Consider the following 12,994-nt stretch of genomic DNA (forward strand, 5'->3'; position numbering starts at 1 on the left):
TGATTAAACGGCTTGTCTGGATAGACTAATTTTAGCGGATTTATGGCATTGCGGCTTGAATAAGGAGGCCCTTTGAGAAGTATTAACGTTTTCTACAAAGTCTTGTATTGCTTAACGTTCAGCAGCCTCCTTTGTTTTAGTGCTTATGCGCAATTGCCGGCTTGTAATAATCAACAGTTGAGTTATCAACCGGCCTTGTCTACGGATCTGCAAGCTTTGCCCAATGTGGATGATTTCTCGGTATTGGTATGGAATACCTACAAAGGACAAAAAAGCACTTGGCACCAACAATTAAGCCATTTAAGTCGCAATGTTGATTTCATGCTGTTGCAGGAAGTTAGCCAACGGCAAATTAATGTTTGGCCTTTAAGTGAACAGTGGTTTCGTTATCAAGCCAAGGCTTTTGAATGGCGTGGTGACCAACTAGGCGTGATGAATCTAGCCAAATTTGCCAGTGCTAAAAGCTGTTTAGTGCTAAGCCCAGAACCTTGGATTAGGTTACCTAAGTCTGCTTTGTTGCAGCTTTATCGCTGGGGCGATGAAGAATTGTTAATCATCAACGTACACAGTATTAATTTTACTTTGGGTGATGAAGATTACCAACAGCAGTTAACGCGATTGCAGGTATGGCTTAGCCATTACAAAGGGGCGGTGATTTTAGCGGGTGACTTTAATACTTGGAGTGAGGGACGTCTAGCGGTATTACAGCGGTTTGTTAGGAGTTTGCAATTGCGCGCCGCCCGTTTTGAACCGGATTTGCGCAGTCACTTTTTTGGCAAAACTTTAGATCATGTGTTCTACCGAGGGCTGGAGCTTAAAGCCAGCACCAGCATTGCCACTGATGCCTCAGATCACAATGCCTTAGTGCTGCGTTTAGGCTTTGTTAAGCACTGACCTCTGCCACGTTGACGTATAGTTTAAGGGTTTGACCTGGTTGTAAGTAATGGTTCTTATTGAGGTCGTTCCACTTTAATAGATCGGCGACTGATACTTTGAATTTTTGGGCGATGCGGGATAAGGAGTCACCACTTCTTACTTTGTAGGTGACGCTTTGAATATAGTCTTTGGCGACTTTTGACTGCTGCCAAATGACCAATTTCTGCCCCGGCTTTAAGGTGTCGGCGGGGGCCATGCCATTCCATTTAGCAATGTTGCGGTGATTCACTTTATAAGCTTGGGCGATACTCCAAAAACTATCACCAGATTTAACCGTATACTCAAGTTTGATATTGCCGCGAGGTTTGTTTTGTTGGATGGCCAAACGTTGGCTTTGACTTAAGGTATAAGCACTTTGCTTGCGCGACGATACTGGCACTAACAAGTGCTGACCGATACGAATAGTGTTGTTGCTAAGCTGGTTTAGCTCTCTAATTTGTTTGCTGGTGGTATTGTAGCGAGAAGCTATCACGCTGAGGCTGTCGCCAGACTTAACCTTATAGCGAGCCCATTGCATGCGCTCTTGTTTCGACAGTGAGGCCAGCGCCAATTCAAAATTAGCTACCCGTTTGCTGGGGATAAGCAAGTAATGCGGGCCATTAGGGGCCGTTGCCCAGCGGTTAAAGCCTGGGTTTAACTGATGAAGTTGTTTCAGTTCTATTTCTGCCAGTTCGGCCGCCAGCGCTAAATCTATTTGACTGTAGGTATCCACCTTTTCAAAGTAGGCTTGGTTGGCAATGGCTGGGATCGTGAGCTTATAGCTATCGCGATTTTGCAGCATTTTACTTAGCGCCAATAACTTCGGTACATAGGCGCGGGTTTCTCTGGGTAGGTCTAAAGACCAAAAGTCGGTGGCTTTACCGGCTTTTTGGTTGGCTCTAATGGCCCGTTTGACCCGACCCTCGCCAGAGTTGTAGGCGGCTAAGGCGTGTAGCCAGTTTCCGTCAAAGAACTTATGTAAATATTCTAAATAGTCTAAAGCGGCATGTGTTGAGGCATAAACATCGCGTCTGCCGTCATACCACCAGTTTTGCTCTAGGCCAAAACGCTTGCCGGTTCCGGGAATAATCTGCCACATACCTGCCGCTCGCCCATGTGAATAGGCAAAGGGTTGGAAGGCACTTTCAACTATTGGTAGCAGGGCTAATTCCACAGGCATTTGGCGTCGCTCGAGTTCTTCAACGATGAAGAATAAATAAGGTTCCGCTCGCTGTGATACCCGAGTCATGTAATCGGGGTGTTTTAGGAACCAATTTAACTGAGCTTGTAGCCGTTTTTTGTTTTCAGGCAAAGGCAAATTGAGCTGGGCTTCGATGCGCTGCCAAACATCATCGTAGACTATCGGTTTTGGGCTTGGCTTAGCTTCATTTTTAACGATTGTTTCAATTTCGCTGGGTTCTGCAATCGGCGATGGGCTAGGGGCTAAGTCTGTTTCGGGCGCGACTAAGGGCGTGTAATCCACCTGTTCTGACTGGGGGGAAACGAGTTGGCAAGCGCCCAGTAATAAAGTTAAAAGGCCAACAATGAGCGCTTTCATGATTTTTCCATCGACGATAAATGTAGGCTTCATGGTATTGAGCGAAAGGGGCTTTGGCAAGTCAGAAGCTATCTTTCCATGATCTCAGGCCCGCGAACACGGCTATCTCATTGTTTAGTGGTTGGCTGCTGTGTATTTCTACCGCCGCTTTCACGCTGGCCTTATCACAGCGCAAGAAAGGGTTCACTGCTAGTTGTTGCTCTAAGGAGCTGGGCAGGGTAGGTAGGCCAGATTGGCGCAGCTTGCTCACCTGTTTTTGGTAAGCCAGTAAGGCCTGATTTTCTGGTTCAACCGCTAGGGCGAACTGAACATTGGCTTGAGTATATTCATGGGCTGAATAAATTTGAGTACTTGGCTCAAGAGCTTTGAGCTTGCTTAATGAGTGGTGCATCTGCTCGGCGCTGCCTTCAAACAGACGGCCACAGCCAGCGGCAAACAGGGTATCACCAATGAACAGTTGCTGGCCGCTCAAATAGGCCACATGGTCTAGGGTATGGCCTGGAACATCGATAAGCTCAAATTGATGACTTAAGCCTTCTGGAGTGATTTGCTCACCCTCGGCCACTCCCTGATGGGGAAACGGATAAGAGCCGTGTTTAGGGCCGTAGACTTTGGCTTGTGGATAGCTGCTTAATAGCGCTGTAACACCGCCGATATGGTCGGCGTGATGATGGGTGATTAATATCGCAGATAGCCGACAGTCCATGTCGTTTAAACGTTGTTTAACAACTTCTGCATCACCCGGATCGACCACCACGCAAGCACTGGAGTCGGGCTCTTTAATTAACCAAATATAGTTGTCGTTAAAGGCAGGAATATGGAGGATTTGCATTATAATACCTCTGTCGTTAAAGTCGATGACACATTATTGCCTTAACGGCGGTAGATTGGTATGGGGAATTAATGAAACCGGCGAAAATTCGTGACGTCATTGCGAGCCCTGATTTTTGGCAAGAGTTGCCATTGGGTGATTGGTTGATGGAGCAGCAACAGAGTTTGCTGGACCAATATTTACCCGTCGCCTTTGGTTACCACATGCTAAAAATCGGTAATTTAAGCGCTCAAGTGAATTGTCATGCCTCAATGATTCGCCACCAATTAAACGTGGCGCCACAAGGGCACTTAATTGGTTTACGCGCACTGCCAGAGCAACTGCCGTTTCAAGAAAGCAGTATCGACCTGTGCTTATTGCTGCATAGCCTAGATTTCTCCAAAGATCCTCACCAATTGTTGCGTGAAGTTGAGCGAGTGTTGACCGCCGATGGCTACCTGATTGTTAGCGGCTTTAACCCCTTTAGTTTGGTAGGGCTGCGTCGCTACTTCCCTTTTCGCAAACGAGGTTTGCCTTGGTCCTGTCGTATGTTTACCCCTGCGCGGGTGAAAGACTGGTTACACTTATTGGGCTTTGAAGTGCTAAATGATGAGCGCTTTGCCTATACTTCGTTCGTTAATAGTCGCCCTGCGCCACAGTGGTTTGAGCGTTGGGGCAAGCGTTATTTTCGGCCCACTGCTTCTGCTTATTTGATTGTTGCTCGTAAACGCCGTGCTCCACTCACTCCGGTGAAAAAGGTATGGCGAGTCAAACAGCGCATTCAGGTTCCGTCTTCAATCGGCGGTTAGCTCAACTCTTCGTAGACTTGGTCTATTAAGGTGGCATTTTGTGTTGCCGCTTCGCGAGCCAGCAGATCTACGCGCTCATTTTCGGGATGACCGGCATGGCCCTTTACCCAATGCCACTCCAGTTGATGTGGCTGGCAAGCGGCATCGAGGCGTTTCCATAAGTCGGCATTTTTTACTTCAGCTTTCGCCGCGGTTTTCCAATCGCGCTTTTTCCAATTGTGGATCCACTGAGTAATGCCTTGGCGCACATACTGGCTATCGGTGGTGAGTATCACTTTGCAGGGTTGAGTTAAGCTTTCTAAGGCAACAATCGCCGCCAACATTTCCATTCGGTTATTGGTGGTAAGTCGATAACCTTGGCTAATTTCTTTTTTATGTTGTTGATAAACCAATAAAGCGGCGTAGCCACCAGGACCTGGATTACCTAAACATGAGCCATCGGTAAACAAGTGAACTTCTTTTGCCATATATTTGTTAAACTTGGGAAAGTAATGACGTAGTGTCGCATAGGAGCTGTTTTGAACCAAACTAAGAGTCACCGTTTAGTGGTTTTCGATACTGAAACAACGGGTATGAATGATACTGGAGGCCCGATTTATGAAGGTCACCGGGTGATTGAAATCGGTTGTGTTGAAGTGATTGACCGTAAACTTACCGGAAATACCTTTCACGTTTATATCAATCCGCAACAACTCATTGATGAAGAAGCCATACAGGTTCACGGGATCACCGATGAATTTGTGGCTGATAAACCTTTGTTCCGCGAAATAGCCCATGATTTTGTTGAGTTTATTCGTGGTGCAGAGTTAGTTGCACACAACGCGAACTTCGATATTAGCTTCTTGGATCACGAGTTTGGCCTAATGTCGCGGGCCTTAACTCAAGCAATGCCTAAGTGTGCCGATATTTGTACTATCACCGACTCGCTGTTAGTGGCGCGACGGGGTGAATACAATAAGCGTGAAATCCAGTTGGCAGGCAACAAGCCTTTGCCTTCGAGGAAAAACCTCGACTCTTTAAGTGACTATTACGGCGTTGACCGTTCTTCACGAACCTATCACGGCGCCTTATTGGATGCTGAGTTGCTGGCAGACGTTTTCTTAAAGATGACCGGAGGCCAGAATAAGCTCAACCTTAAACATAAAGGCAGTAGCGACGGCGTAGATGTGCGCCCAATCGATACTAACCGTCCACCACTTAAGGTGGTTATGGCAACAGGTCAAGAGCTTGAGGCTCATCAACAACGCTTAGATTTGGTAGAAAAAAAGGGAGGCCAGTGTCGCTGGCGTAATTAAATGATAAGAAAATGGCTATGTTTGCTGTTGCTAACGGTGGGGCTGCCGCTGCAGGCAACAACGATCTTCGAAAATCGAGATATCCCTTTAATCGACAATCGTTTCCGTTTAGATGAAAGCATCGATAAGGCGACCTTCCTTCTATACCGTTCAGAGGGGGCGCCAGCGGCCATTTTGGTTCGTCCTGATGGTAGTAAAATTTATGCTTGGGATGTGCCGGCCAATGTCAGTTGGCTAGAAACCGATGAATTAGACATTGTCACTATTGAGAAGCCAATGCGGGGGCCTTGGCAGGCGGTCGCTGAAAACAAAGGGCGCAACCGGATCCGGGTGCTTAGTGATATAGAGATGGAAGTAGATACCATTCCATATCAGCTATACCAAGGAGAGCGTTTAAGAATTACCGCCAGTCTCACTTCTAAGGGAGAGCGCATAGACTTAGAAGTCATGCTTCGAGAAGCCTTAATGAATGTGGCGATGCTACACGAGCAGTTGCAAGATGATCAAAGCATCGAAATGCGTCGCGATAGTTTAGGCAAATTCTATGATGATGGTAAGAACTACGATGAATACGCCAACGACGGAGTCTTCACCACGCATGTTCAGCTAGATATTAAGCCCGGTAAGTATGAAATGGTGGTTAGTACCCTAAATCAAATATTTACTCGAGCTCAGCGAACGCCTGTTTTGGTCTATCCTAATCCGGTTTCCATAGAGGTGATGTCGCCTAAAGACCAGCAGCGTGAAGCGCAAATGGCTTTGCTTATTGATACCGATGAAATCAAGCCTGAATCTGTAGTGATTAGTGGTAAAGTTTATAACAATGTGGGGTGGGAAGAGGCGTTTCAGGTGTACGGTGAGGGTGAAGAGTTTTCGGTTAACCTACCTACGCCAGCAGAGCAGGGGCGCTATCGGGTTATGGGCACCTTGCTGGCCACCACTATACAAAATCGTGAAATCGTCATCGACTTACCGGAAGAAGACTTTGTGATTTTACCTCCGCCGCCTCCACCGCAGCCGGTAGTCGAAGTAGTGGTAGTTGAAGAACCTGCCACTCCTTGGTGGTTGATAATTTTGCTCAGTGTTCTAGGGCTGTTGTTGCTTGTGGGTTTAGTCTTTGGCTTTATTTGGTGGCGCAAGCGTAAAGCCTATGCGGCAGCTCTAAAAGAAGCAAAAGCCGCTGCTAGCGAGATAAAAACCGCAGAACCTAAAATGGATGATGCCGATAGTTTACAGATGCCGCCAGAGTAAAAAAGCAGCGCCTTGGTTAAAAGCAAGGCGCATTGGCTAAAACATCGGCGGTTAAACAGTTTTTTAAAGAAATAAGACAATTCTTTGTTGACTCGTTATGGGCATAACCGTATTATCTGCGCCGCACCAGACGAGATGGTTCTGCGGAGTGGTAGTTCAGTTGGTTAGAATACCGGCCTGTCACGCCGGGGGTCGCGGGTTCGAGTCCCGTCCACTCCGCCAAGTCTGTTTTAGTCTGTGTGTAGCGTTTCGATGTAGCGGAGTGGTAGTTCAGTTGGTTAGAATACCGGCCTGTCACGCCGGGGGTCGCGGGTTCGAGTCCCGTCCACTCCGCCAACGACGAAACGATTTAATGCTTAGGAGTGGTAGTTCAGTTGGTTAGAATACCGGCCTGTCACGCCGGGGGTCGCGGGTTCGAGTCCCGTCCACTCCGCCAGCATTGAATAAAAATTGTGACTTTAGTATATGCGGAGTGGTAGTTCAGTTGGTTAGAATACCGGCCTGTCACGCCGGGGGTCGCGGGTTCGAGTCCCGTCCACTCCGCCACTACTAAACAAGGCCTCGTTAAGCGAGGTTTTTTTTGTGTCTGTAATCGGCTCAAGCCTAGCCCAATCAATCCTGATACTTTTCTCTTATTGCCATAAAATCGGCGAAATTATCTAACAGTAGATCGACCAGTTGCGGATCAAATTGCTGAGCGCGTTGCTGTTTTAAGTAGTCGATAATCTGTGGCTCTGGCCATGCATCCTTATAACAACGTTTACTGGCTAGGGCGTCAAATACATCGGCGATGGCGGTTAAGCGACCACTAAGTGGTATTTGCTCGCCTTTCAAGCCCTTAGGGTAACCACTGCCATCCCATTTCTCATGGTGAGAGCCGGCAATTTCGGCGGCTAGCTGCAATACTTCAATGTTGGATCCTTCCAGCATCTTCTCACCAATCGCCGCATGGGTTTGCATGATTTCCCATTCGTCGGGCTCAAGTTTACCGGGTTTATGTAAAATCGCATCGGGAATGGCCACCTTTCCCACATCGTGTAGCGGCGCTGCTAATTTTAGCTGTTCAATGATTAATTCGGGCAGTCCTAGTTGTTCGGCTAATAGTGCGGTAAAAAGGGCCACTCGGCGTACATGCATGCCTGATTCTTTGGAGCGAGTTTCAACAATTTCCCCCAAACGGTACAGCACTTCCTTTTGATTGGTCAGGATCAGCTCGTTAAGACGAATGTTTTCCAAGGCCACCACAATGTTTTCGCTGAGCAACTTGGTGAAATGGTGGTCTGCTTGGCTAAATGGGGCTGTGCGCGTGATGTAGAATAGCAGGTTGTAAGCACTGTTCTCACAGTAAATAACTAAGGCATTGTCGGCAAAGACGTGTTGTTTGTTGTTTATGGCTTCACTAAACAGTTGCTGCTGATGAGCGGGAAAGTCGCTAAGTTGTTGTGGCGTAGGTTTAGCCGGTTGTTTATCCCCTTGATAGGCTAATAACTGTAATTGGGTCTCATGAATTCGATAGGCATATTGCTCTACTTGGTAAATACAACTGTCCTCAAGGTTGAGCACCGCAGCTAGGTGCTCTAATACGCCTTCGACAAAGTTGAACAAGGCGTTTTTCTCGAAGATGCCTCGTGAGGCTTTAACTACTTTTTCCAAGCCTTTTTTATGTTTTTCTAAAGCACAGATGTCACGATAAGAACGCAGACTGGCACGGATTAGTGTGCGTAACTTTTGTGAAGTAAGTTCGGTTTTGTCTTTATAATCGTTGATGTCATAGTTATCTACCACTTCATCTTCTGGCGCCTGCCCTGGCTGCCCTGTGCGTAATACGATGCGCACGCTTTGGTTATGTAATTGTTCTCGAATATAACGCACTAAACATAAACCGGCGTCATCGGTCTCCATCACCACATCAAGTAAAATTAAGGCGATATCGGGGTGTTGTTTAAGCTGCTCTTTGGCCTGTTGTGCTGAATTAGCGTGAATGAACTGAATGGATTTATTATCGAAAACAAATTGTGACAAGGTCATGTTGGTGATGTGGTGAACCTCTGGTTCATCATCAACGATGAGTAGCTTCCATTGTTCCAGTAAGGCGCTGGGCTCCGGGGCTGCATCATCCAAGAGAAAAATGTCGTCACTCATTGGCTTTCCATGCTGAGATTTTTATCTAAGTAAAGAGTATTTTGGAAATAAATTCAACGCCTTGTTTTGCTTAACTTAAAAAAAAGCGAAGCTGCTCGCTTCGCTTTTATGGGCTTGTTTGGTCGCTGATTTAGGCTACCGAATCCAAACTGGAACGTTTGTCTTGGTTTTTTTCTGGGCGGTTTTCTAGTTGTTGGTGATCGAAGTCATCAACGTTGATGGCCGCTAAACGCCCTTGTTCGGTGCGCTTCATTAGCTGAGCCTCCTCAGGACTAAGCACCCCTAAGCTAAGACCTTCTTCGGCTAGTTTATCCAGCTGGGTGAAGGGGCGTTTTTCGCCTAAGGCCTGACACACCTTATCGTAAAGTGCTTCACTGGCTAATACGTCTTCTAGGGTCTGTTCTAGTTCGCCGAATACATTGCCCGCTACTCGGCTGTCAAACCGTCCTTGGCCTAGTCGCTCGCGGGTTTCGCTGGGTTGCTGCAGAATACGTGCAAGGGTGTGGTCTAATTGGTCACTCGGCGCACGTAGCGGCTTGCCTAGCGGGAATAATACCCAGTGCATAAATTTACCTACGAACTTGTTGGGGAAGTTCAGTAATAGCTCATCAAGAGCCGTTTGTAGTTGGAACAATGAGTCCTGCATGCTCCAATGTACTAAGGGCAAATCTTCGGTTTTTCGTCCTTCATCGTCGTAGCGTTTGAGCACCGCAGAGGCGAGATAAAGTTGGCTTAACATATCACCTAAGCGCGCCGATACCCGTTCTTTGCGTTTTAAGTTACCACCCAGAGTGCCCATTGCCACATCTGACAACAATGCTAGGTTGCTACTGAAGCGAGTCAGTTGCTTATAATAAATCGCGGTTTGGTCCGAATAGGGGGCGCTAATAAAGTTATTGCCACTAATGCCAAACCAGAAGCTGCGAACAAAGTTACTAAAAGCAAAGCCAAGGTGGCTAAAGAGTGCCTTATCAAAACTATGCAAGCCTTGGTTAAAGTCTGGATCTTGTGCGGCGGCCATTTCATTTAATACATAAGGATGGCAGCGGATAGCTCCCTGACCATAAATAATCATGCTGCGAGTGAGAATGTTGGCGCCTTCTACGGTGATAGCAATCGGAGCACCTTGATAGGCGCGGGCGAGAAAGTTTTTGGGGCCTAAGCAAATCCCTTTTCCGCCAACAATATCCATGGCATCTATACCAGCGCGTTGGCCGCGGTGGGTGAGATGGTATTTGACGATGGCGGAAATCACCGAAGGTTTCTCGCCTAAGTCGATGGCGCTTACGGTTAAATCCGAGGCTGCGCCCATTAAATAGGCGTTACCGGCTAGGCGTGCTAATGGCTCTTCTATGCCTTCCATTTTACCAATTGGCAGTTTGAATTGACGGCGGATCCGGGCGTAAGCACCGGTGGCTAGTGCGGCATTTTTAATCCCGCCAGTGGCACTGGAGGGAAGGGTGATGCCACGACCTACCGATAAACATTCTACCAACATGCGCCAGCCCTGACCGGCCATTTCTTTTCCGCCAATAATGAAATCAATCGGCACAAATAAATCAGTGGCACGTGTTGGGCCATTCATGAAGGGCACGTTTAGCGGGAAGTGGCGACGGCCGACTTCGACACCTTCAATGTCGGTAGGAATTAAGGCGCAGGTAATACCTAGCTCTTTTTGTTCACCCAACAAGCCATCGGGGTCAGACAGTTTAAAGGCTAAGCCAAGAATGGTTGCTACCGGAGCCAGCGTAATATAACGTTTGTTCCAAGTAATTCGCATGCCTAATACTTGCTCGCCTTGCCACTCGCCCATACACACTACGCCTGCATCGGGAATTGAACCGGCATCAGAACCTGCTTCTGGGCTGGTCAGAGCAAAACAGGGAATTTCTTTACCTTCTGCCAAGCGTGGTAGGTAGTGGTCTTGTTGCTGCTTAGTACCGTAATGTTGTAATAGTTCACCAGGGCCAAGTGAATTAGGAACCCCCACAGTACTGGATAATACTGCAGAAACACCTGCCAGTTTTTGTAATACACAGGATTGAGCGTAGGCAGAGAACTCTAGGCCGCCATATTGTTTCTTAATAATCATGGCGAAGAACTTGTGTTGTTTGAGGAAGTCCCAGATTTCCTCGGGCAGATCGGCCAACTCGTGAGTGATTTCCCAATCCCGAGTCATTGCACAGACTTGTTCAACCGGGCCATCTAAGAAAGCTTGCTCTTCTGAACTCAAGCGAGGGGCTGGGTAACTATGTAGTTTTTTCCAATCTGGCGCACCGCGAAATAGTTCGCCTTCCCACCAAGTTGTGCCTGCATCAATGGCTTCTTTTTCAGTGCGCGACATTTCCGGCATGATCTTCTTGAAGATCTTAAACAGCGGTTTAGAGATTAACTGTTGACGCAGCGCTTTAAAATTTAATCCGCCAATGATTAACAAATAAGCCAACCAAAATATTTGGCTAAAGGGGCTAACAAAACTATAGGCCACCAATAAACCAGTTAAGACCAAGCTAAAGGCCAGTAATGAAGCCCTGAAATAGGCTAATCCGCCCATTAACAGCAGCCCGGCAATTAGCGCAAAAAGTGGAAAGTAACTTTGCATCTGTATCTCCTTGAGTTTTCAAGAGGTCTGACCTCTTTGGTTTATTTGTAACGCAATGGTTAATAAATTTCAAGCTGTTTACAAAAATGTAACGCGCTTGTTTATGTAATGGATGATGAACAAAATGCAATTTGAGCCACACAGAACGCTGATCCTCGGTAAAAAAAAAGTTATAGTGTGGGGCTAATAAGCCTCGCCTAGATAAGTGAACTTAAATGAAAAATTTGATTGTTGAAGAGTTGCAAGAAGCGGCTCTGGTATTAAATGCCTTTATTGCTGATGAGAAGAACATTGCTGCGATTGAGCAAGCCGCACGTTTGTTAGCCGATAGCTTCAAGCAACAAGGAAAAGTATTGGCCTGTGGTAACGGTGGCTCACATTGTGATGCGATGCATTTCGCCGAAGAGTTAACCGGCCGTTATCGTGAAAATCGCCCGGCTTACCCAGCGATTGCGATTTCCGATCCTAGCCACTTATCGTGTGTTAGTAATGATTATGGTTACGAGTACGTATTCTCACGTTATATTGAAGGCCTTGGTCAGCCTGGTGACGTGCTGTTTGGCATTAGCACCAGCGGCAATTCCGGTAACATTGTTAAAGCGGTAGAAGCCGCCAAAGCCAAGGGTATGCAGGTGATTATTCTGTCTGGTAAAGATGGCGGCCAACTCGCGGGGCAAGCGGATGTAGAAATAAGAGTTCCGCATTTTGGCTTTGCCGACCGAATCCAAGAGATCCACATTAAAGTGATTCATATTCTTATCCAATTAATTGAAAAATACATGGCCGAATAAGGTCCGAGTGGTTATTCATTAGCTAGCGAGTAGTGGTATGTGTGAGTTATTAGGAATGAGTGCCAATGTTCCTACTGATATTTGTTTTTCGTTTACCGGCTTAGTTCAACGCGGCGGGGTAACTGGGCCGCATGTAGATGGCTGGGGAATTACTTTTTATGAAGGGAAGGGGTGTCGTAGCTTTAAAGATCCCGCTCCCAGTTGTAAATCTAAAATTGCCGAGTTGGTTCAGGCCTTTCCAATTAAAAGCCAAGCGGTGATTGGCCATATTCGTCAGGCCAATCGCGGCAACGTATCCTTAGAAAATACCCATCCTTTTACTCGCGAACTATGGGGACAAAACTGGACTTATGCGCATAACGGGCAGTTGAAAGGTTATCGCCAATTAGAGACAGGTTTTTTTCGTCCGGTTGGACAAACCGATAGCGAGCAAGCGTTTTGTTGGATATTGGAACAATTGCGCCTGAAGTATCCGCGTAAGCCGGCCAATATGCGCGCTATGTTTAAATTTGTTGCCAGCCTTGCCGATCAGCTGCGAGAGAAGGGCGTGTTTAATATGTTGCTGAGTAACGGTGAGTATGTCATGGCTTACTGTTCCAGCAATTTACATTGGATTACTCGCCGAGCACCCTTTGGTGAAGCGCAGTTGTCTGATGCCGATGTGACCATTGATTTTTGTAAAGAAACCACGCCGAATGATGTGGTGACCATGATCGCTACTCAACCTCTTACCAGTAACGAGCGCTGGCAAAAAATAGCCAGCGGAGAATATGTATTGTTCCGCGACGGAGAATTACAATAAAGTCAGAGCAATAAAAAA

Annotated in this window: 11 protein-coding genes and 4 tRNA genes; 10 read left to right on the forward strand and 5 right to left on the reverse strand. The window is 46.9% G+C overall.

Going from position 1 to position 12,994, the window contains the following annotated elements; all coding sequences use genetic code 11:
• Positions 1-72: 72 nt before the first annotated feature.
• Positions 73-894, forward strand: coding sequence for an endonuclease/exonuclease/phosphatase family protein (locus tag AR383_RS19685; RefSeq protein WP_055734673.1), 822 nt, complete (start codon positions 73-75; stop codon positions 892-894).
• On the opposite strand, the gene AR383_RS19690 is transcribed toward AR383_RS19685, so the two are convergent.
• Positions 884-2,473, reverse strand: a complete 1,590-nt coding sequence (locus AR383_RS19690; protein ID WP_055734674.1) for a lytic transglycosylase — start codon at positions 2,471-2,473, stop codon at positions 884-886. The genes AR383_RS19685 and AR383_RS19690 overlap by 11 nt on opposite strands.
• A 61-nt stretch (positions 2,474-2,534) precedes the next feature.
• The gene (gene gloB, locus AR383_RS19695; RefSeq protein WP_055734675.1) at positions 2,535-3,305 is read right to left on the reverse strand and encodes a hydroxyacylglutathione hydrolase; all 771 of its coding nucleotides are present in this window, start codon (positions 3,303-3,305) and stop codon (positions 2,535-2,537) included.
• Between the two features lie 71 nt (positions 3,306-3,376).
• On the opposite strand from gloB, the gene AR383_RS19700 reads away from it, so the two are divergent.
• On the forward strand, positions 3,377-4,093 hold the full coding sequence (locus AR383_RS19700) for a methyltransferase domain-containing protein (RefSeq protein WP_055734676.1): 717 nt from the start codon (positions 3,377-3,379) through the stop codon (positions 4,091-4,093).
• Here the strand turns inward: AR383_RS19700 and rnhA are convergent.
• Positions 4,090-4,560, reverse strand: a complete 471-nt coding sequence (gene rnhA, locus AR383_RS19705; RefSeq protein ID WP_055734677.1) for a ribonuclease HI — start codon at positions 4,558-4,560, stop codon at positions 4,090-4,092. The genes AR383_RS19700 and rnhA overlap by 4 nt on opposite strands.
• A 51-nt stretch (positions 4,561-4,611) precedes the next feature.
• On the opposite strand from rnhA, the gene dnaQ reads away from it, so the two are divergent.
• From dnaQ to AR383_RS19735, 6 genes are all read left to right on the forward strand, one after another.
• On the forward strand, positions 4,612-5,388 hold the full coding sequence (gene dnaQ / locus AR383_RS19710; RefSeq protein ID WP_055734678.1) for a DNA polymerase III subunit epsilon: 777 nt from the start codon (positions 4,612-4,614) through the stop codon (positions 5,386-5,388).
• Positions 5,389-6,639, forward strand: a complete 1,251-nt coding sequence (locus tag AR383_RS19715; RefSeq protein WP_055734679.1) for a TIGR03503 family protein — start codon at positions 5,389-5,391, stop codon at positions 6,637-6,639.
• Positions 6,640-6,784: 145 nt separating this feature from the next.
• Positions 6,785-6,861 (forward strand) — tRNA-Asp (locus AR383_RS19720).
• A 37-nt stretch (positions 6,862-6,898) separates the two neighbouring features.
• Positions 6,899-6,975 (forward strand) — tRNA-Asp (locus tag AR383_RS19725).
• 23 nt (positions 6,976-6,998) lie between these two features.
• Positions 6,999-7,075 (forward strand) — tRNA-Asp (locus tag AR383_RS19730).
• A gap of 33 nt (positions 7,076-7,108) precedes the next feature.
• Positions 7,109-7,185 (forward strand) — tRNA-Asp (locus tag AR383_RS19735).
• A 66-nt stretch (positions 7,186-7,251) separates the two neighbouring features.
• On the opposite strand, the gene AR383_RS19740 is transcribed toward AR383_RS19735, so the two are convergent.
• Together AR383_RS19740 and fadE are read right to left on the reverse strand one after the other, a co-directional pair.
• Positions 7,252-8,781, reverse strand: a complete 1,530-nt coding sequence (locus AR383_RS19740) for a response regulator (RefSeq protein ID WP_055734680.1) — start codon at positions 8,779-8,781, stop codon at positions 7,252-7,254.
• 130 nt (positions 8,782-8,911) lie between these two features.
• Entirely contained in the window at positions 8,912-11,383 is a 2,472-nt protein-coding gene (fadE, locus tag AR383_RS19745; protein WP_055734681.1) for an acyl-CoA dehydrogenase FadE, read from the reverse strand.
• A 215-nt stretch (positions 11,384-11,598) separates the two neighbouring features.
• On the opposite strand from fadE, the gene lpcA reads away from it, so the two are divergent.
• Positions 11,599-12,174 carry a D-sedoheptulose 7-phosphate isomerase gene (lpcA, locus tag AR383_RS19750; protein WP_055734682.1) on the forward strand — a complete coding sequence of 192 codons (576 nt, stop codon included), beginning with the start codon at positions 11,599-11,601 and terminating at the stop codon, positions 12,172-12,174.
• A 37-nt stretch (positions 12,175-12,211) separates the two neighbouring features.
• Entirely contained in the window at positions 12,212-12,976 is a 765-nt protein-coding gene (locus AR383_RS19755; protein ID WP_055734683.1) for a class II glutamine amidotransferase, read from the forward strand.
• Positions 12,977-12,994 lie beyond the last annotated feature (18 nt).

Source organism: Agarivorans gilvus, from assembly GCF_001420915.1.
Taxonomy (GTDB): Bacteria; Pseudomonadota; Gammaproteobacteria; order Enterobacterales; family Celerinatantimonadaceae; genus Agarivorans; species Agarivorans gilvus.